Raw genomic sequence first — 19,464 nt, forward strand, 5'->3', positions numbered from 1 at the left:
CACGGACCAGCCGAAGCAACGACATATAAACGTTGCGCAGTAACTGCTTCCTAGAAGCGGAAGTGGGAGAAGGCCTTGTTGGCCTCGGCCATGCGGTGAACTTCGTCACGCTTTTTCATGGCGCCGCCACGGCCTTCGGTGGCTTCGATCAGTTCGTTGGCCAGCCGCAGGGCCATCGACTTTTCGCCGCGCTTCTTGGCCGCTTCCTTGATCCAGCGCATGGACAGGGCCAGCCGGCGCACCGGGCGCACTTCGACCGGCACCTGGTAGTTGGCACCGCCGACGCGGCGGGACTTCACTTCCACCATGGGCTTGACGTTGTTGATGGCGATGCTGAACGCCTCGACCGGGTCTTTGCCGCCGGATTTTTTCTCGATCTGCTCGAGCGCACCATAGACGATGCGCTCGGCAATCGCCTTCTTGCCGCCTTGCATGATCACGTTCATGAATTTGGCGAGCTCGACATTGCCGTACTTGGGATCCGGCAGGATTTCACGTTTAGGGACTTCGCGACGACGTGGCATTTTTTCACCTCTATTGCTTCAGTTGGTGTGTTTTGAGGACACCGCGAGAGTTATCAAAACCCTCACTTACTCGACCCACTCGGACAATTCCGGGCTTCGGGTCACTTCGTTTGATTCACCGGCCAGGGCGACTCAAACACCGATTGACTTATTCGACGATCAGGCTTTCTTCGGGCGCTTGGCGCCGTACTTGGAGCGCGACTGCTTGCGGTCTTTGACGCCCTGCAAGTCGAGCGAACCGCGCACGATGTGATAGCGCACACCGGGCAAGTCCTTGACACGGCCGCCGCGCACCAGCACCACCGAGTGCTCCTGCAGGTTGTGGCCTTCGCCGCCGATGTAGGAAATCACTTCGAACCCGTTGGTCAGGCGCACTTTGGCAACCTTGCGCAAGGCGGAATTGGGCTTTTTTGGCGTGGTGGTGTACACGCGGGTGCACACGCCGCGGCGCTGTGGAGAATTCTCCATCGCCGGGCTTTTGGACTTGATCTTCTCGACCTCGCGTCCCTGGCGTACTAGCTGATTAATGGTTGGCATGAATAAAACGTCCCTAAACGTTTGAAAACTTGAACGAAAACGTGAATCCCTTCGGAAATTCCGAAAAGCCTTCAAGTATAGCAGCGTGAGCGGTTTGTCGCAAATTCGCGACGCGCGCCAAAGTCAGCAACCGCTCACACCCGGATGAGGCGGCCGTGGTCAAAGCGCCATTATTTGATCCACAGCCGTATCGCATCCCAGGCGCGGCCCAGGATACCGGCCTGATCCACTGACTCGAGCACCACCAGCGGCACATAGGTCAGGGGTTGGTCACCCAGCGACACCTTGAGCGTGCCAACCTGCTGCCCCTTGATGAACGGGGCGACCAATGGGTCGGGGCGCACCACCTGAGTCTTGATCTTGCCTGCGCCGCCGACGGGAACCGACACGACGATGCCCTCCGGGCGCCCCAGCTTGAGGGTATTTTCCTTGCCTTTCCAGACGCTCGGTGTCACGGCCGGCTGACTGGCACCGAACAGCTTGATGTCTTCATAGGCGGTGTAGCCCCAGTTCAGCAGCTTTTGCGATTCGTTCAGGCGCGCGGCTTCGCTGGTGGTGCCCAGCACGACGGTCAGCATGCGGCGGCCCGGCACATTGGGAAAATCACGCTTGGCGGTGGCAATCAGGCAGTAGCCGGCCGCATCCGTGTGGCCCGTCTTCAGTCCGTCCACGGTGGGATCGCGAAACAGCAGGCCGTTGCGGTTCGTGTCGTTGCTGGGCGGCGTGCCGGCGTAATGGTATTTCTTGATCGCGTCGTAATGCGCATATTCGGGGAAGTCGCGCCTCAGTCGCATCGCCAGCGTGGCCAGGTCGCGCGCGGTCGTCAGATGACCGGGCTCCGTCAGACCGTCCGGGTTCTTGTAGGTCGTCGAGTTCATGCCCAGGGCCTTGGCCTGGTCGTTCATCATCTGCACGAAGTGCTCTTCGGTGCCGCCCACGCCTTCCGCCAAAGCCATGGCGGCGTCGTTGCCAGACTGCACGATCATGCCCTTGATCAGGTCATCCACCGGCACCTGCATCTTCGGATCGATGAACATGCGCGAGCCTGGCATCTTCCAGGCCCGCACACTGACCGGGAACGTCTGGGTCAGGGTAATTTTCTTGGTCCGCAGCGCGTCGAACACCAGGTACGCCGTCATCAGCTTGGTCAGGGAGGCCTGCTCGACCGGGGCGTCGATATCCTTTTGCGCCAGGATCTGGTTCGACGTCATATCCATCACCAGGTAGTTGCGCGCCGCAATCTCGGGTGGCTGCGGCAGCGAAGACGGCTCGGGAGCCACGGCAGCGGCAGCGGGCACCGGCGCGGTCTTGGGAGTGGCGGCCAGCAGGCCAAGAGGAGCCACCAGCGAGGCGGCCACAAGCGCGCGCAGCGCAGACGTAAAACGATTCATGGGTGAGGTGATTTCGATTTGAAAAGAAGTTAAAGGCAGGAGGGGCCGCTGTGGGACTGCGACCGGTCCGATAAAGTTTCAGGACCGCAGATGGCGCACCACCAGATTTTTCAGAAGCGGCAATTGTCCGTGAAAGAAGTGCCCGCCGCCCGGAACGACTGTGACAGGAAGTGACTGCGGCCGCGCCCAGTCCAGCACCGCCGCCAGCGGCACGGTGTCGTCCTGCTCGCCGTGAATCACGAGGGTACGCTCATGCGCCTGCAGCGGCACATCGGCCACATCGAAGCGGGCCACGGCCGTGCCCACCAGCACGATTTTCTCGATGGCGCGCACGCCCCACAACGCCGCAATGGCGCGGCTGACAACGAACGAGCCAAAGGAAAAGCCGGCCAGCGCCAGCGGCCCGGTGGGCGCAACCTGCTCGATCAGTGCGAGCAGGTCGTCGGTCTCACCACGGCCTTCGTCATGCACGCCGGCGCTCGCGCCGACGCCGCGAAAGTTGAAGCGCACGGCGCTCCAGCCGCATTGCACGAAGGCACGCGCCAGCGTTTGCACGACCTTGTTGTCCATCGTGCCGCCGAACAGCGGGTGCGGATGGGCAATCACCGCGACACCGCGCACCGCCTGGCCCGGCGCCAGTACAGGCTCATCGCGCACCGCCTCGATGGCGCCTGCGGCGCCCGACAGCCTCAGCCTGAGAGTTTGTGAATTCACCGAAGTCAGCGCCCGAGATGCGGCGGCACGCGCAGGCGCTCCACCACCCGGCCGTTTTTCAGGTGCGACTCGACGATCTCATCGATGTCGTTCTCGTCCACGTAGCTGTACCACACCGCCTCGGGGTAGACCACGGCCACCGGCCCCGCGGCGCAGCGGTCCAGGCAGCCCGACTTGTTCACGCGCACGCGGCCCGGACCGGCCAGGCCGGCCGCCTTGACGAGTGCCTTGCAGCGATCGAAACCCTGCTGGGCGCCATGCTGGGCGCAGCAGTTCTCGCCGTTCTTGCGTTCGTTGAGGCAGAAAAAAATGTGGCGTTCGTAATAAGAAGAGGGAGCCGCCGCATCGGCGGGCAAAGGGGCATTCATGCGGGTATTTTAGGTGCCGGGCTCGCGCCGCGAGACCCGCACCAGCACATACACCAGCGTGACATAAGGCCAGAGCCAGCCCATCCACTGGATCACGCCATGGAAGCGGATGAAGCGGCCCTGCTCCCAGGTCTGCAGCGTTTGCGAGAAATACGCACTGGCCGGCGCCTGGTTCAGCACGCCCAGCTGCACCGCCAGCGCCACCAGCAGCAGCGCGGCGCAGGCACGCCGCGGCATGGCGAGCAGCGCCAGCCCGACGGGGAAAGCCACGCCGAGTCCCACTTGCACCGGCAGCGAGAACCAGCCCCAGGCGTGCGACGGACCGTAGCTCAAGGCATCGGACAGCGCTGTCGCGCAGATCCCCACGGCGATGGTTGCTATCAAAAATAGAGCCCGCCGTGTCTTCGAGTGCATGATGCAGTAGCCGAGCAGACACGGGATCAGCACCCCCAGCATGGCGCACAGCAGCCCCTCGCTGGGCAGCAGCGGCTGCAGTTCCACTTCGCGCACGGGCAGCCAGGCCAGAAACGGTGTGCCCTGCAAGGCATCGCCCAGCGCGGCCTCGAGCCGCTCCATCACCTGGCCCAGCCCCAGCGGCACCGGTGTCGGAAACAGCAGGGCCACCGGCCATAGCGCCAGCAACACCAGCGCGCCGCGCGCATCGTCGACAAACCAGTGCGCGCGGATCCGGCTCCAGTGGTCGATGGCGCCGAGTTTTTCCAGCGAGAAGGCCGTCACGGCACCCAACCAGCCCCCCAGCAGGTTCAGCGTGAGATCGACATTCGACGGCACGCGCACCGGCAGGTAGCTTTGCAGCGTCTCCATCGCGAACGACAGCAGGCCGCATGCCGTTGATGCCAGCAGCACCGCGTGTGCGCTGCGCCGCGGCCCGCCACTGCGCAGGCTGCTGAGCGCATACAGAAAGCCGAGCGGCGCGTAGCCCAGCACATTGCAGACCAGGTCGAACCAGGTCCAGTACTTGGGCAGCGGCGCCGTCAGGTAGAACCAGGGCACGATACCCTGGTCGCGCCAGTCGGAAAACGGGTACAGGCTGGCATAAACGATGAGCGCCGTGTAGCTCAGCGCGAGCGGCCAGGCCGAGGTCTTTTGCGTCACGGCGCGTGGCTCAGAACGGCTTGACCACCACCAGCACCACCGCCAGCAGCAGCAAGATCACCGGGATTTCGTTGAACCAGCGAAACCAGACGTGGCTGTGCGTATTGCGGTTCGCCTCGAACTGGCGCAGCAGGCGAGCGCAGGCGTGGTGGTAGCCAATCACCAGCAGCACCACGACGAGCTTGGCGTGCAGCCAGCCGTTGCCGGCCGGAGCGCGGCCGATGCCGTAGCCCAGCCACAGCCACAGGCCCAGCAGCACCGCGGGCACGGCCAGCAGCGTGGAAAAGCGCAACAGCTTGCGCGCCATCAGCAGCAGCCGCTCGCGCTCGGCCAGCGACTGCGGCGCCACCATGGCCAGATTCACGAAAATGCGGGGGAGATAGAACAGGCCGGCGAACCAGCTGGCAACAAAGACGATGTGAAGCGATTTGACCCAGAGCATGGGCACAGTTTAGTGCCGCAGGGCCCGTCACGACCCAAGCACCCCCGCCGGCACTCTTGAAGGCAAAAAAAACCCGGCACCAAGGCCGGGTTGGGAAGCCTTTTTGCTGTCACACATTGAGGCGCCCGCTCAGGGAGGAAAAGCGGGGAGCAGCAAGCTGCCCGGTTGAAATTTACCAAGGTCGCCGGGCAATTTCAAGCAATTCTGCGAACTATTTGTGACACGTTGCAAACAGTGTGGCGGTTTTGTAGCACTTTCTGGTTCATTGACCGCGTGGTCTTGCCTGGCCGCCGCGCGAATCAGGCACAATTTTGCCCATGAGCCTGTATGCCCCCTACCCCCTTGGCCGCCCCCGGCGCCTGCGCCGCGACGCGTTCACCCGCAACCTGGTGCGCGAACACGCCCTGAGCGCGCACGACCTGATCTACCCGGTGTTTGTGCTGGACGGCAGCAAGCGCCGCGAGGCCGTGGCCTCCATGCCCGGCGTGGATCGTCTGAGCCTGGACCTGCTGCTGCCGGCCGCCGAAGAATGCGTGCGCCTGGGCATTCCGGTGATGGCGCTGTTTCCGGTGATCGACCCGGCGCTCAAAACCCCCGACGGCAGCGAGGCCTGGAGCCCGGAGGGCCTGGTGCCGCGCGTGGTGCGCGAACTTAAAAAACGCTTTCCCGGCCTCGGCGTGATGACCGACGTGGCGCTCGACCCCTTCACCAGCCACGGCCAGGACGGCCTGCTCGACGCCAGTGGCTACATCCTCAATGATGAGACCGTAGCGGCGCTGGTGAAGCAGGCACTTACTCAAGCCGATGCCGGCGTCGACATCGTGGCGCCCAGCGACATGATGGACGGACGCATCGGCGCGATCCGGCGCGCGCTGGAGCACCGGCACCACATCCACACCCGCATCATGGCGTACAGCGCCAAGTACGCGAGCGCCTTTTACGGCCCGTTCCGCGACGCGCTGGGCTCGGCCGCCACCCTGGGCAAGGCCGACAAGAAGACCTACCAGATGGACCCGGGCAACAGCAACGAGGCGCTGCGCGAAGTCGCGCTGGACATTGCCGAGGGCGCCGACATGGTGATGGTGAAACCCGGCATGCCGTACCTCGACGTGGTGCGCCGCGTGAAGGACGAGTTCCAGGTGCCGACCTTCGCCTACCAGGTCAGCGGCGAGTACGCCATGCTGAAGGCCGCCGCCCTGAACGGCTGGTTGGAGCACGACGCCGTGATGATGGAGAGCCTGCTGGCCTTCAAGCGCGCCGGCGCCGACGGCGTGCTGACCTACTTCGCGCTCGAGGCGGCGCGCCTGATGGCCCGCTAACTCGACCTGAGCACTATAAAATTCATAGCTACCTGCGAAGATCCATCAAGGGCTGAAGGCCGATTTAACCAACAACCCGGACTACACACGGGCGCTGCCGGGAGATTTCATGCGCATCTTCAACATCAGCGGCGCCGGCGTTCTGGAGACGCCGACCCTGCCGACCCAGTTGCCTGATCAGGGCTATGTCTGGATTGCCTGCGGCCGGCGCGAATTCGAAGCCCTTCAGGCACAAATCCAGGCCACGCTGCAGGCGCTGTGCGGCACGCAGCTGGTCGACCTGCACATCAGCGACCTGCTGAACAACCAGCTGCCGTCGCATTACGACTACACCTCGCAGTACGACGTGCTGGTGTTCCGGCGCCTGACTACCGGCCAGCACGAGGCCGATCCGGCCGGCACAAGCCAACCCGGCCCGCCGCCGGCCGCACCGACCAAACGCAGCGGCCCGCCCATTTTGCGGCGCATCGACACCAGTCCGGTCGGCTTCGCCGTGTTCGACCACGTGCTGCTCACCGTGCACCCCGCCGACTGCGCGATCCGCGACGCCTACGCCGCCAAACTGCTCGGCGGCGCGTCCCTTGAGGCCCGCGGCGCCGGCGCGCGCCTGCCGACCAGCCCGGCCGACCTGATGCTGCGCATCGTGGCCCAGATGGTCGATGGCTACCTGGATTTGCGGCGCGAGCTGACGCGCCAGCTCGATCACTGGCAGGTCGAGCTGCTGGCGCCGCACACCCGCTTCAGCAACTGGGGCGCGCTGCTCGAGGCACGCCTGGCCCTGCACCAGCTCGACGGCATCTGCGAAGACCAGCGCAGCGCCATCCAGGACTGGATCGCCGTGCTGGAGGACTGGCCGGCGCCCGCCACGCCCGCGCTGGCGCGCGAGTACGAGCTGCTCAAGGTGCGCAGCCGCGACGTGCTGGAGCACATCGAGCGCGTCGTGCACCATGTGCTGCGGTTGGAGCAAACGGCGGAAACCACGCTGCAAATGCACTTCAGCGCGCAGAGCAACCGCACCAACGACATCATGCGCACGCTGACCGCACTGACCGCGATCTTTCTGCCGCTGAACCTGATCACCGGTTTTTTCGGCATGAACTTCGAGTTCATGCCGCTGATCCATCATCAAACCGCGTTCTGGTGGACCGTGGCGTTCATGCTGGCCGTTGCCGCCGCCACCGGGCTGGTGTTCTGGCGCAAGCGCTACCTGGCGCACACGGGAAAGTAGAGCCGCTTCGCGTGCCGCGCTGACTAAACCCAGGGCTGGGCGATCTGCTCGGTGGCAAACGCGCGTTGCACCGCGGGGCGCTCCAGCACGCGTTGCAGGTACGGGCCCAGGTGCGTGCGCGCGCGAGCGGGCTGGTCGAAGTTGCGCGTCCAGCGGCACAGCATCATCGCGTAGGGGTCGAGCGCCGTATAACTGTCTCCGAGCAGCCAGGGGCCGCCGTGGTGCGCCAGTTCCCGCTCGAGCAGGCCCAGCAACACCCGCACCTTGGACTCGGCGTGCGCCCGCACCTCGGCCACACCCACGGCGTTACCGGCATTGACCCAACGCTCGGGATAAAAGTACACGATCAGTGTGGCCTGCAGCGTGTTGGTGAGCCACATCAGCCACTTGTAGAAGTGGGCGCGCTGTGCCGTGCCGACGGGCGGGGCCAGCGCGGCCTGCGGGTGGGTGTCGCACAGATGCAGGCAGATCGCGGCGGACTCGTACAGCACCAGGTCGCCCTGCGTCAAACTGGGGATCAGGCCGTTCGGGTTGAGCTGCAGGTATTGCTGCGTCTTGTGCACATCGTGCGCGCGATCCACCAGTACCAGCTCGAACGGCGCCCCGATCTCCTCGAGCAGGATGTGCGGCGCCATGGCCGCCGTGCTGGGGTAGTAGTGCAGCTGGATCATGCCGCCTCAGCCCAGGTGCCGGCCGAAGAACGCCAGCGTGCGCGTGCGTGCCAGCGTGGCAGCGGCGGCGTCGTAGGCACCACGCTGGTCGCAATTGAAACCATGGCCCGCGGCGTAGAACTTCACCTCCACACCGGGCTGGGCCTTGGCGAAGGCGCGCGCCGTCTCCACCGGAATCGAGTGGTCCTGCTCGCCGAAATGCACCAGCACCGGCACCCGCGGCGTGCGCGCCGTCTCGATCGCACTGGTCATGCCACCGCCGTAATACGGCACGGCGGCGGCGAGGCCCTGAAGCAGGCAGGCCGAGCGCCATGTCAGCAGGCCGCCCCAGCAATAGCCCACCACGCCGACCTTGCCGGCCTGCTGTGCATAGTCGATGGCGGCCTGGATGTCGGGCAGCACACCGGGTGCGGCCAGGCCCTCCACGGCGGCTTTCAGCGCCACGCCGGCCGTGATGTCGCCCTGCGTATAGCCCAGCTCCACGCCCGGCTTGACGCGGTGAAAAGTGGCAGGCGCGACCGCCAGGTAGCCGTCGGCCGCGTAACCGTCGGCCACCGCGCGGATGTGCGAATTGACGCCGAAGATTTCCTGCAAGACCACCACGCCGCCCTTGGCCGGCCCCGCCGGTTGTGCCACGTAGGCGGGAAAGACAAAGCCGTCCGCCGCCTTGAGATCGATAAATTGCCCCATGTTCATGCTCCTTGATTGCGTTGGTTCGGCCTGACGTGCCGATGCTGCGGACTTTACCTGCACGCCCAGGCCTTCAATTTCCGCTCGACAAAATCGAGCCGGTCCTGGCCCCAGAACAACTCGCCGTCCACCACGAAGCTGGGCGCGCCGAACACCCCGGCCTCGATCGCCTGCCGGGTGTTGGCCTCATAACGTTCGTGCGCCGCCTGGCTGTGCGACTGCTCCAGCCGCGCCGGGCTCAGCCCCTGTTCGGCCAGCAGTTGCGCCAGCACCTTCTCGTCGGCGATGTTGCGCTCCTGCGCCCAGACGGCCGCGAACACCGCGCCCGCGATCTTCATCGCGGCCCCGGCGCCGTCGTGAGTGTCCACCGCCGCGATGAGGCGCGCCGCGTCGTCGCTGGACACCGGGAAATATCTGGGTTTGATCGTCAAAGGCAGCGCCAGCAGCTCGGAGAAACGCTGCAGTTCCAGCAGCCGGTACGCCTGGCGCTGCGGCGCACGTTTGCCCAGCGGCAGTCCGCCCGAGACCGGGAACACCTGGCCCAGGTCCACCGGCAGCACGCGCACCGCGGCGCCGGTGGCGCGGGCCATGGCCACCAGGCGCGGGTGGCCCAGGTAGGTCCAGGGGCTTTGCGCGGCAAAGTAATAGTCAACGGATAGGCTCAAGGCAGACTCCAGTGGGTGTGATGCTGTAATACTGGTTTGTAGCCGAGACGCCACTTTTCTGCAGGAGACAGGCTTTGAACAAGGTTTTACTGGTTACCGGGGGCAGCCGCGGCATCGGCGCCGCCACCGCGCTGCTGGCGGCGCAGCAGGGCTATGCGGTGGCCGTCAACTACACGGCCCACGCCGAGGCGGCCGACAGCGTGGTGCAGAGAATTCGCGCGGGCGGCGGCAGCGCCATCGCGCTGCAGGCCGACGTGGCGCAGGAAGACCAGGTGCTGGCAATGTTCGCCGCCCTGGACGCGCAGTTCGGTCGCCTGACCGCGCTCGTCAACAACGCCGGCGTGGTGGATGTGGCGGCCCGGGTCGACGAGATGAGCGTGGCGCGCCTCAAGCGCATCTTCGACATCAACGTCATCGGCTCGTTTCTGTGCGCGCGCGAGGCGGTGCGCCGCATGAGCACGAAACATGGCGGCGGCGGCGGCGCCATCGTCAACGTCTCGAGCGCCGCCGCGCGGCTCGGCTCTCCGGCGCAGTATGTGGACTACGCGGCCAGCAAGGGCGCGATCGACAGCTTCACCATTGGCCTGGCCAAGGAAGTGGCGGCTGAAGGCATCCGCGTCAACGCGGTGCGCCCGGGCCTGATCGAAACCGACATCCACGCCTCGGGCGGTCTGCCCGGGCGCGTAGCCGAGCTGGCGCATCAGGTGCCGATGCAGCGCGGCGGCACGGCCCACGAGGTGGCGCAGGCCATCGTCTGGCTGCTCTCGGAGGCCGCCAGCTACACCACCATGTCCCTGCTCGAAGTGTCGGGAGCGCGCTGATGACCATGGACCTGAAACCGCTGGTCACCCTGCTGGCCATCGTCAATCCACTGGCCATCGTGCCGTTTTTCATCCACTACACGCAGGGCTTCGCGCGCGCACAGCGCCAGCGCACGATCTGGGTTTCGTCGTTCAGCGCCTTCGTCGTGATTGCCGTCAGTGCGCTGCTGGGCCTGCAGATTCTGGATTTCTTCAGTATCTCGCTGGCCAGCTTCCAGGTCGGTGGCGGCATGCTGCTGCTGACCTCGTCGCTGAGCATGCTGAACGCGCAGCCGGCCGAGGCCAAATCCACCCCGACCGAGCTGAACGATGCAGCCGCGCGCTCGGCCGTGGGTGCCAGCATTGCCGTGGTGCCACTGACCATTCCGCTCCTGACCGGCCCGGCCACCATGTCCACGGTGGTGATCTATGCCGACAAGGCCAAGAGCTTCCTGCAGCTGCTGACCCTGGTGGGCTACGGCCTGGTGATCGGGCTGGTTTCGGCGTTTTGTTTCGCGCTGGCAGAGCCGATTTCCCGCTTCCTCGGCAAGACCGGCATCAACATCATGACGCGTCTGATGGGGCTGATCCTGGCCGCGCTGTCGGTCGAACTGATGGCTGACGGCCTGCGCAAGCTGTTCCCTGTGCTCGGGCATATTGGATAGAAAACAGGCCTTCGCTCCCGCGTGGCAATGGTTGATCGCTATTTAAATAGTAGCAACTTTGCACGAACCCGGCCTCAGCGCAGTGGCGCCAGCCACTGCGCAATCTCCTGCGCCGCCGCATCGGTCGCAGCAGCCAGCGCCTGGACGCCGCCGGGGGCATCCAGGCTGGGCGCGGGCCGCTGCACCACCACACTGCGCTGCGCCACGGGCCGCTCGCCAGCCGGCAGGATCCGGGTCAACGTCACGCGCAGGCGGATCACGCCGCTGCTTTGCGCCGGCGACGTGAAGCGCTGGCTGAACTCCTCCAGTTCGACGCGCAGCACCAGCGGCACCGTGCTCTCGCTGGCATTCACCACCGCGCGATCCCGGCTCAGGACCTCGCTGAGGCGCTGGCGCACCAGTTGCGCGGGGGGCGCGCTCCAGCGCGCATGGGCGTAGGGACGCAGTTGCTGCGCATCGGCGTAGTCGAGTCGGTACAGGACGGCCAGGCTATCGAGCGCCTGGCTGGTCTGCACGTCGCCCAGCGCGAGCGGTGGCAAGGCCGGGGCCGCGGCGGGCTCGGGCGCCGCCACGAGCGCGCCGGGGCCAAAGTCGTACACGCTCGCGCGCACCTGTTTTTCGGTCAGGGCGCAGCCCGCCAGCGTCAGCAATAAAATTAGATAAAATAGGCCTCTAGCCCATATTGCGCCTACACAATGCGCTTCATACTTCATAGCAAACCCCGATCCGGACTGCGTCATTTTGCGGCTCCTGGTGCGGTAAATCCGGCCTCGCCGGGGCCGGGTTGCACGGCGCCACTGCCGAACACCAGCGACTGCGGGTTATCGCTGATGCCGCGCACGGTGCGGGTGACCTGGCGCGCGGTGCGCGCGACGTCGTCACCGGCGCGGCTCACGCTGGGCAGGGTGCCTCCGTTCAGCGTGGCGGCGGCCTGAGTCAGCGCCTGGCTGCCATCGGCGAGCTGGTCCATCACCCCGCCTTTTTCGTTGGCACGCAGGGCAACCTGTCCAAACGCGCTGGACGTGGCCTGCAGCGACTGCAGGGTTTTGCGCGTCTCGTCAGCGAGCGGTGGTATCACGGCCAGCGCCGGGTTAAGCCGCTGCGTCAAGGTGCCGTCCACGCTGGCGGCGAGCCGGTTGATGCTGTCGGCCGCCTGCCCGAGCTGGCTGACGGCATCGATCAGCACCTTCTGGTTGTCGGGCGCAAATAGCAGGTTGATGCGCTTGGTGGCCTCTTCAACCTCTTTGATCATGGCGGTGCCCTCGTCCGACAGGCTGCTCAGCAGGCTGGGCCTGAGCGGAATGCGCGGGTAGCCGCCATCCTCGACATACGGGATCGGCTGGCTCGACTGCCCGTCGTCGTCGAGCTGCACAAAGGCCAGTCCGGTCACCCCCTGAAAGCTCAGTGTGGCAAAGGTGGACTTCGTGATGGGCGCACTCTGGTCGACTGCGATGCGCACCAGCGCATTGCCCTTGACCTGCGGATCGAAGCCGATGTACGAGACCTTGCCCACGGCAATGCCGCGGTAGCGCACCGGCGCCTGCACCTGCAGGCCGCTGAGGGCCTCGCGCGTGGACATCTCGTAGACGCGGAACACCTGCTTGTCGCGCATCAGCCACGCGGCCAGCGCGATCAGCAGTGCGGTGACCAGCAGCACGAACGTGCCGGCGGCCAGTGCATGGGCTTTGTTTTCCATTTCAGTGACTCTCTTTCTACACAGGCTGCGCCGCCGGCGCGGGCTCGGGCAACGTCGCCATCGCGCGGCGCCCGCGCTGGCCCAGGAAAAATTCCCGGATGAAGGGGTGGTCGAATGCGACCACCTCGCGCACCGGGCCATTCACGATGACTCTTTTTTCGGCCAGCACCGCCACGCGGGTGCTGAGCTCGAACACCGTGTCCAGATCGTGCGTGACCATCACCACCGTCAGGCCCATCTCGCGGTGCAGCGAGCCAAGCAGGGCACAAAAACTGTCGGAGCTCTCCGGGTCCAGCCCCGCCGTGGGCTCGTCCAGCAGCAGCAGCGGCGGATCCATGATGAGCGCGCGCGCCAGCGCCACGCGCTTGACCATGCCCCCCGACAGGTCACTCGGCATCTTGGCGGCGTCCGCCACGGCCAGCCCGGCCATTTGCAGCTTGACCAGCGCAGCGTCGCGGATCAGCGCATCGGGCAGGTTCCCCAGCTCGCGCAGCGCAAACGCCACGTTGTCCAGCACGCTGAAGGCCGAGAACAACGCGCCGTGCTGGAACAGCATGCCGACCCGGCTCGACGCGCCCTGACCGCCCATGCAGGAGGCGGGTTCGCCGAGCACGCGGACCTGGCCGCGGAACGGCGTCTCCAGCCCCAACATTTGCCGCAGCAAGGTGGTTTTGCCGCTGCCGGAGCCACCGACCAGCGAGACGATTTCGCCACGCCGCACGCGCAGGTCCAGATCCTGGTGGATGACCACGGGGTGCTCGGGCGGGCCGAACACGGTCCAGAGTTTCTCCACGTCGACGATCACGTCGTCATCCTGCGGGGCGTGGGGAACGGGCGTGGGACCTGTACTCATATGCCCACATTCTTGAAGACCACGGCAAACAGCGCGTCCACCAGGATCACCATGGTGATCGAGGCCACCACCGAAGCCGTGGTGCCTTGGCCCAGGCTCTCGGTATTGGGTTTGACCCGCAGCCCGAAGTGACAGCCGATCAGCGCAATCAGCACGCCAAATACCACTGACTTGCCCGTCGCCAATGTCAGGTTGGCGACGTCCACGGCCCCGGGCAAAGCCTCGATGAAGAACGCTGGCGTCACCCCCAGCGCCACGTCGGCCGCCAGCATGCCGCCGACGAGCGCGGCCAGCGTGGTCCACACGCTGATCAAGGGCATCACGATGGCCAGCGCCAGGGCGCGCGGCAGCACCAGCCGAAAGCCCTGCGCAATGCCCATCACGCTCATCGCATCGAGCTCTTCGGTGACGCGCATCACGCCGATCTGCGCGGTGATGGCCGAGCCCGAACGCCCGGCAAGCAGGATAGCGGCCAGCACCGGCCCGAGTTCGCGAATCAGCGAGATGCCCAGCAGGTCCACGATATAGGCGTCGGCGCCAAACTGGCGCAGCTGCTGCGCGCTCAGGTAGGCCAGCACCACGCCGATCAGGAAGCCGACCAGCGCGGTGATGGGCAGCGCGGCCGCGCCCATGCTGAACAGGTGACCCGACAGATCGCGCCAGGGCCCGCGGCGCGGCGCGCGCAGCAGCCGCAGCATGTCGAGCAGCAGCTGGCCGATCAGCCGTGTCAGGTCCTTGCCGCGTTCGAGTCCCTGCAACACCCAGGCGCCCAGGTCGAGGAATTGCTGCCGCGGCGTGGAACGCAGGGGCGCGGGCGGTGTGGTGGTGAACTGCGCCACGCGCTCGAGCACGGCGCGCTGGTCGGGCGTCGCGTCGAGCCGGGTCGGCCACTGGCGGCCCCAGTGGTCCCACAGTATCTGGGCGCCGATGTGGTCGAACTGCTGCAGCGATTGCAGGTTCCAGCCCAGCAGGGCACCGGGCGCGGCCGCAGCAGGCAACGCCTGCAGGTCGCGGGAGGCCTGCCGCCATGCGCTCGCCTCCGTGAGTTGCGCCGCCGTCCAGCGACCGGCCAGCACGGCACACGGCCCTTGGGGCGTGTCCTGTTGCGTGACGCGGGGGCTGGGCTCCTCCATCGGTGGTGCGGGCTCTGAGTGGTCGGGACTGGCATCGTACCGCGTTGACGGGCTCTGGCGCTGTAGGAATGGGCGCCGTCCTGCGGGTTGCCCGTCGGTGCGTAGCCAGGCCGGCGCCCCGCGCCTGCCATGACCGCGCGGCCCTCCCGCCTAAACCTCACGCAGTAGACTGGGCGGCCCAGGCCCTTGCTCGGGCTGTCCTGATCACTCATCGCATGAAAAACAACTCCGCCTCCCACCCTTCCTGCGACCCGGCGTCCTGGCACGACGAAACCTGCGTGCTGCACGGCGACGCGGGCCTGTCGACCGATTCGGCGCTGGTCGCGCCCATTCACTATTCGGCCACCTTCAAGGCCGACGACCCGCAGGCCTTCGCCGAGATGGCCAACGTGCCGCGCCATCCAGGCTTCTACACGCGCTACGGCAACCCCACGCACGAGCATGTGGCGGCCATCCTGGCCAAGCTCGAAGGGACCGAGACCGCGCTGCTGACCGGCTCGGGCATGGCGGCGATCAGCACCACGGTGCTGGCGCTGGTGTCGGCCGGCGACCACGTGATCGCGCAAAGCCGGCACTACATGAGCACCACCAAGCTGTTCGAGGAAGTGCTGGTGCGCTTTGGCGTGCAGGTCAGCATCGTCGAGCAAACCGACCTGGCCGCGATCGAGGCGGCGATCCGCCCCAACACCCGGCTCATCATGCTGGAGAGCCCGGTGAACCCGACGCTGGTGCTGACCGATCTGGCCGCGGTGGCGGCGCTGGCCAGGCCGCGCGGCATCCTGACCGTGGCCGACAACACCTTTGCCTCGCCGCTGAACCAGCAGCCGCATGCGCTGGGCATCGACATCGTGCTGCACAGCGCCACCAAGTATCTCGGTGGCCACCACGACCTCACGGCCGGTGCCGTGTGCTGCTCGGCGCTGCACGCCGAGAAAATCTGGCGCATGCACACCACCCTGGGCGCGGTGCTCTCGCCGATGGACGCCTGGCTGCTGCTGCGCGGCCTGCGCACCCTGCCGCTGCGCGTGCAGCGCATCAATGCCAACGCGCTGGCGCTGGCGCAGTGGCTGGAGGCGCAGCCGCAGGTCGAGCAGGTGTTCTATCCGGGGCTGGAAAGCCACCCGCAGCACGCGCTGGCCCAACGCCAGATGACGGGCTACGGCGCGGTGATCGCGTTCGCGGTGCGCGGCAACTTCGAGGCCACCAGCCGGTTCGTCGCCTCGCTCGAGCTCGCGACCCACGCCGTGAGCCTGGGCGGCGTCGATTCGCTGATCGTGCACACCGCCGCCATGTGGGCCGGCACCATGAACGAGGCGCAGATGCAGGCCGCCGATATCGCGCCCAATTTCGTGCGCATGTCGGTTGGGGTCGAGCACATCGATGACCTGAAAGCCGACATGGCGCGGGCGTTGCAAAAGCTCTGACGCAAAGAAGGCCTGGCACCGTTACGATAGCCATGGGCTTCCCCTTGCCAGTGAGTTGATGAAAAGTTTGCACTTCCCATCGTGGCACTTCGTTGCCGTTCGCCGCAACCTTCACGGGTCGCTGACGCCAGCTCGGGACGGGGAAGTATTCTTCATTCGTTAGGCCTCGGAGAAACGCCCCTTGACACCAAAAATTGTGATAGCGGAACTTGAGCGCTATGAAGCCGAACTCACCAGAATCCTGCGCGGATTCAAGCGAACCTCGAGCGGCATCTACATTGGCGAAGGCGATGATCCTCTCTACCGGCATTACGCTCGCGAGCTTGTCGATCTTTACAACGACGCGCTCGGACAGAATATCTATTCAAGACAGTGTCGGCCGAATACTTGAATGGATTCGGCATGTACGGTGCGCCCTCCTTCAAGGGCGTCGAGAACATTCTTTCGGTGGTCAAAGCCTCCATAACCAGACTGCGCCGCTCGCCTGAGCTACTGGCGAAGAGACAGTCACAAGAGGCACGGCGCCATCGAGAGAATGTGTTCATCATCCACGGCCGCGACGAAGCCAAGTGGCGAGAACTGAAGGACATTGTCAAGTCAGCGTTCCGCCTTAACCCGGTTGTTCTCATGGAACAACCGGACGCGGGCTGCAAGACTGTTATTGAGAAGTTTGAAAAATACGCACAAACCTGCACATATGCCATTGCAGTATTCACACCTGACGATGAGGTCAAGTCTGATCAAGAAATCTATCTTCAAGCCCGGCCAAACGTGATATACGAGCTCGGCTGGTTCTGCGGTCAACTTGGTCGCGGTGGGGCAATGCTTCTACTCAAGGAAGGTACGGAGCTTTTCTCCGACTTTGGCGGCATCATCCAGAAGCGCTTCAGAAACAACGTATCCGAACGGCTACTCGAGATCCGCCAAGACCTGGAGGCTGCTGGTGTACTACCGCCCACCGAGGCATAACTCTGACCTTGTGATTTGTCCGCTCACTTTCTCCAAACTACTCGTTAGAGGTTGCCAAAATGACCGCTGCCGCACGTGAGGTATTGGAAGATTGCCGTGGCGCGATCGACGGCCTAGTCGATGGCATACAAGGTCGGGATTGGCGTAGGCAATGGATACTGTCCATCGTGTTGCTTCGCGCGATTGGGCATGTGTTGGACAAGGTGGATGGCTCACGGAGCTCGGCCGCACGAGCCGCAATAGACAAGTGGTGGGCCGGCGTCAAACAGGCGCGCCCTTCGATCTTCTGGGATTTTATTGAGGAGGAGCGCAATTCTGTCCTAAAGCAGTACCAGAGCAATGCGGGGCAGGGTGTGACAGTTCGACTCAGTGGAATGCAGATGGGGGCCAATGGAGCCCCCTCGAAGGTTGACCCACCGATGCCGGCCATCTATCACTACGTATTAAATGACGGCCCATTTAAGGGCCGGGACCACCGCGATGTGCTACGAAAGGCGCTGGCGTGGTGGGAACAACAATTGGCGACCGTCGACGAGGCAATTCAAGGCAGCGCATGAAAGGCGTGAGACTTTTGCGACGAAAGCCTCGCGTCGAGCGGACCAGCCAACAACGGTGATGTTGGCTGCCCTTGAGGCTTTGCTGCTTTGCTGCTTTACGGTATCTGCATGGCGTTGGTAGCAGCGTTGCTGTCAAACGTCGTGCTTGTCTCGCTTCGGAGGTTAGGGCCATGAGCCCATCTTTTGCGATTACTCCAGTTTGTCGTTATCCGATGCTTTTGGCCGTGATGCAGCACGCCGGCGTGCGCTCCACCAGCGCAGCAGGCCATACGACAGGCGGATTTTTTCGTCGCCGACCGGCAGATCGGCGCGCGCGAGGATCCACGATGATTTGCTGAAGGCAATCTGCTGCGCCGGGTACACGCTGCGGTGGCCGATGATGAGATAGGCAGCGACGCAGGCGCCGGCCACATACAGGGTCGAATCGGCGCCGAACAGTTCCACGCCCATGAAGATGGCTGCGATCGGTGCGTTGGAGGCCGATGCCACGACGGCCACCAGGCCCACGGCCGCACCCAGCGCCGACGCCAGTCCGAGCACGTGCGCGAACGCACCGCCCAGGACCGCCCCGATCACAAACTGCGGCGTGACGATGCCGCCGTAAAAGCCCGACCCCAGCGTGATCGCCACCAGGAGCGCCTTCCACAGGAAGCCGAGGTACGGCATCGGCTCGCCGTGCAGGGCACGCTCCATCATCGGCAAACTCAGGCCGAGGTAATCCGGGGGGATGACCATGATCAACAGCGCCAGCACCACGCCGCCCAGCAGCGGCACCAGTGGCGGCCACAGCGCGTAGCGATCGCGCAAGCGCCCGAACAGGCGCTTGGCCACCTGCAACAGTTCGACAAACACCCACGCGGCCGCGCCGCACAGAATTCCGATCAACACCGTCTTCAGAAACAGCAGCTCGGTGAAATCGCTGACGAATGCAATGTGGTAAGTGGAATACGGCACGCCCAGATACTTGCTGACCTGGAACGCGGTGACCCCCGCCACGATGCCGGGAAACAGGAAGTCGTGGCGAATGCGGCCGATGGCCAGCATCTCCACGCCGTAGATCGCACCGGCAATCGGCGTGCCGAACACGCTGGCAAAACCGGCGCTGACGCCACACGCGACCAGACGCTTGCGCAACTCCGGATTGAGATGCAGCAGCTGGCCGATGCCGGCCGCAAAGCTGGCGCCGATGTGAGAGCACGGGCCTTCCTTGCCGGCCGAGCCGCCGCAGCCCAGCGTGATCAACGCAGCGAGCGGCTTCACCCAAAGGGTGCGAAACGGCATCTTGCCGTGCTGCTCGTTCACCGAGACGATCGGCGAATCCTTCAAGCTGCTGCGACTCGTGCGATAGCCAAAGTGCAGCAACAGGCCATTGGCGAGGCCGCCGATCACCAGCAGGCTCATCTGCAGCCATAGCGGCACCGCATACACACGCCCCTCGGTGGCAAACAGGATACGCAGGAAGACGCTGCAGCCCACGCCGATCACGGCGCCGGTCACGATCGACAGCACCAGCCATTGCACCACCGTCGCGAGCATCACGAGCGGTTCGACGAGGTGGGGGCGGGGCATGGCGTGGCACTGGATCGGGTGATGACTGGCGCGCCAGTATAGGGCGGCGCCAGCACAGCCGCCGACCCAGCGCTCGAACAAAAAATGGCCTATACCTGTAAGAATCCGCAGCGCGGCCCGACTACCCCTCACG

23 protein-coding genes are annotated in these 19,464 nt (G+C 65.2%); 8 read left to right on the top strand and 15 right to left on the bottom strand.

Annotated features, from left to right (window positions below; translation table 11 throughout):
- Positions 1-50: 50 nt before the first annotated feature.
- The 7 genes from rpsG to EUB48_RS20290 all read right to left on the bottom strand — a co-directional run bounded on the left by rpsG (position 51) and on the right by EUB48_RS20290 (position 5,092).
- A complete protein-coding gene (gene rpsG / locus EUB48_RS20260; protein ID WP_077560014.1) occupies positions 51-524 on the bottom strand; it encodes a 30S ribosomal protein S7 in 474 nt (157 codons plus the stop codon).
- 159 nt (positions 525-683) lie between these two features.
- Entirely contained in the window at positions 684-1,061 is a 378-nt protein-coding gene (rpsL, locus tag EUB48_RS20265; protein WP_077560013.1) for a 30S ribosomal protein S12, read from the bottom strand.
- A gap of 170 nt (positions 1,062-1,231) precedes the next feature.
- The gene (locus tag EUB48_RS20270) at positions 1,232-2,452 is read right to left on the bottom strand and encodes a D-alanyl-D-alanine carboxypeptidase family protein (protein ID WP_142820861.1); all 1,221 of its coding nucleotides are present in this window, start codon (positions 2,450-2,452) and stop codon (positions 1,232-1,234) included.
- A gap of 78 nt (positions 2,453-2,530) precedes the next feature.
- Positions 2,531-3,166 (bottom strand): alpha/beta hydrolase, encoded by a 636-nt coding sequence (locus EUB48_RS20275; RefSeq protein ID WP_142820862.1) that lies wholly within the window; start codon positions 3,164-3,166, stop codon positions 2,531-2,533.
- A 5-nt stretch (positions 3,167-3,171) separates the two neighbouring features.
- Positions 3,172-3,534: a (2Fe-2S) ferredoxin domain-containing protein gene (locus EUB48_RS20280; protein ID WP_142820863.1), complete on the bottom strand. Its 363-nt coding sequence runs from the start codon at positions 3,532-3,534 to the stop codon at positions 3,172-3,174.
- Positions 3,535-3,543: 9 nt separating this feature from the next.
- Positions 3,544-4,650 carry a VanZ family protein gene (locus tag EUB48_RS20285; RefSeq protein WP_244618275.1) on the bottom strand — a complete coding sequence of 369 codons (1,107 nt, stop codon included), beginning with the start codon at positions 4,648-4,650 and terminating at the stop codon, positions 3,544-3,546.
- A gap of 10 nt (positions 4,651-4,660) precedes the next feature.
- Positions 4,661-5,092, bottom strand: coding sequence for a CopD family protein (locus EUB48_RS20290; RefSeq protein WP_142820864.1), 432 nt, complete (start codon positions 5,090-5,092; stop codon positions 4,661-4,663).
- 317 nt (positions 5,093-5,409) lie between these two features.
- Here EUB48_RS20290 and hemB point away from each other — a divergent pair, with 317 nt between their 5' ends.
- The gene (gene hemB / locus EUB48_RS20295) at positions 5,410-6,411 is read left to right on the top strand and encodes a porphobilinogen synthase (protein WP_142820865.1); all 1,002 of its coding nucleotides are present in this window, start codon (positions 5,410-5,412) and stop codon (positions 6,409-6,411) included.
- Between the two features lie 109 nt (positions 6,412-6,520).
- The gene (locus EUB48_RS20300) at positions 6,521-7,639 is read left to right on the top strand and encodes a magnesium transporter CorA family protein (RefSeq protein ID WP_142820866.1); all 1,119 of its coding nucleotides are present in this window, start codon (positions 6,521-6,523) and stop codon (positions 7,637-7,639) included.
- A 23-nt stretch (positions 7,640-7,662) separates the two neighbouring features.
- Here EUB48_RS20300 and EUB48_RS20305 read toward each other — a convergent pair whose 3' ends face one another.
- The 3 genes from EUB48_RS20305 to EUB48_RS20315 are packed head-to-tail and all read right to left on the bottom strand — an operon-like array spanning position 7,663 to position 9,665.
- On the bottom strand, positions 7,663-8,310 hold the full coding sequence (locus EUB48_RS20305; RefSeq protein WP_142820867.1) for a glutathione S-transferase family protein: 648 nt from the start codon (positions 8,308-8,310) through the stop codon (positions 7,663-7,665).
- A gap of 6 nt (positions 8,311-8,316) precedes the next feature.
- A complete protein-coding gene (locus EUB48_RS20310) occupies positions 8,317-9,000 on the bottom strand; it encodes a dienelactone hydrolase family protein (RefSeq protein ID WP_142820868.1) in 684 nt (227 codons plus the stop codon).
- A gap of 53 nt (positions 9,001-9,053) precedes the next feature.
- Entirely contained in the window at positions 9,054-9,665 is a 612-nt protein-coding gene (locus tag EUB48_RS20315; RefSeq protein ID WP_142820869.1) for a 2-hydroxychromene-2-carboxylate isomerase, read from the bottom strand.
- 74 nt (positions 9,666-9,739) lie between these two features.
- On the opposite strand from EUB48_RS20315, the gene EUB48_RS20320 reads away from it, so the two are divergent.
- Together EUB48_RS20320 and EUB48_RS20325 are read left to right on the top strand one after the other, a co-directional pair.
- Positions 9,740-10,486: an SDR family oxidoreductase gene (locus tag EUB48_RS20320; protein WP_142820870.1), complete on the top strand. Its 747-nt coding sequence runs from the start codon at positions 9,740-9,742 to the stop codon at positions 10,484-10,486.
- A 5-nt stretch (positions 10,487-10,491) separates the two neighbouring features.
- A complete protein-coding gene (locus tag EUB48_RS20325; RefSeq protein ID WP_077560017.1) occupies positions 10,492-11,130 on the top strand; it encodes a MarC family protein in 639 nt (212 codons plus the stop codon).
- Positions 11,131-11,204: 74 nt separating this feature from the next.
- Here EUB48_RS20325 and EUB48_RS20330 read toward each other — a convergent pair whose 3' ends face one another.
- The 4 genes from EUB48_RS20330 to EUB48_RS20345 form a co-directional block, all read right to left on the bottom strand.
- A complete protein-coding gene (locus tag EUB48_RS20330) occupies positions 11,205-11,780 on the bottom strand; it encodes an ABC-type transport auxiliary lipoprotein family protein (RefSeq protein WP_338052406.1) in 576 nt (191 codons plus the stop codon).
- Positions 11,781-11,866: 86 nt separating this feature from the next.
- Entirely contained in the window at positions 11,867-12,826 is a 960-nt protein-coding gene (locus EUB48_RS20335) for an MlaD family protein (RefSeq protein ID WP_142820871.1), read from the bottom strand.
- 16 nt (positions 12,827-12,842) lie between these two features.
- Complete coding sequence (locus EUB48_RS20340; RefSeq protein WP_142820872.1) at positions 12,843-13,679, bottom strand: ABC transporter ATP-binding protein; 837 nt, start codon at positions 13,677-13,679, stop codon at positions 12,843-12,845.
- Positions 13,676-14,812, bottom strand: coding sequence for an MlaE family ABC transporter permease (locus EUB48_RS20345; RefSeq protein WP_142820873.1), 1,137 nt, complete (start codon positions 14,810-14,812; stop codon positions 13,676-13,678). Before EUB48_RS20345 ends, EUB48_RS20340 begins: the two co-directional genes overlap by 4 nt.
- A 215-nt stretch (positions 14,813-15,027) precedes the next feature.
- Between EUB48_RS20345 and EUB48_RS20350 the strand changes: the two genes are divergently transcribed.
- From EUB48_RS20350 to EUB48_RS20365, 4 genes are all read left to right on the top strand, one after another.
- On the top strand, positions 15,028-16,236 hold the full coding sequence (locus EUB48_RS20350; protein WP_142820874.1) for a trans-sulfuration enzyme family protein: 1,209 nt from the start codon (positions 15,028-15,030) through the stop codon (positions 16,234-16,236).
- Positions 16,237-16,417: 181 nt separating this feature from the next.
- The gene (locus EUB48_RS20355) at positions 16,418-16,627 is read left to right on the top strand and encodes a hypothetical protein (protein WP_142820875.1); all 210 of its coding nucleotides are present in this window, start codon (positions 16,418-16,420) and stop codon (positions 16,625-16,627) included.
- Between the two features lie 11 nt (positions 16,628-16,638).
- Positions 16,639-17,205 carry a TIR domain-containing protein gene (locus EUB48_RS20360; protein WP_142820876.1) on the top strand — a complete coding sequence of 189 codons (567 nt, stop codon included), beginning with the start codon at positions 16,639-16,641 and terminating at the stop codon, positions 17,203-17,205.
- 59 nt (positions 17,206-17,264) lie between these two features.
- Positions 17,265-17,762 (top strand): hypothetical protein, encoded by a 498-nt coding sequence (locus EUB48_RS20365; RefSeq protein WP_142820877.1) that lies wholly within the window; start codon positions 17,265-17,267, stop codon positions 17,760-17,762.
- Positions 17,763-17,951: 189 nt separating this feature from the next.
- Here the strand turns inward: EUB48_RS20365 and EUB48_RS20370 are convergent, their stop codons facing one another.
- Complete coding sequence (locus tag EUB48_RS20370) at positions 17,952-19,331, bottom strand: chloride channel protein (RefSeq protein WP_142820878.1); 1,380 nt, start codon at positions 19,329-19,331, stop codon at positions 17,952-17,954.
- Positions 19,332-19,464: the final 133 nt, after the last annotated feature.

Origin of the sequence: Rhodoferax sediminis (genome assembly GCF_006970865.1) — a bacterium.
GTDB classification, from domain to species: Bacteria; Pseudomonadota; Gammaproteobacteria; order Burkholderiales; family Burkholderiaceae_C; genus Rhodoferax_A; species Rhodoferax_A sediminis.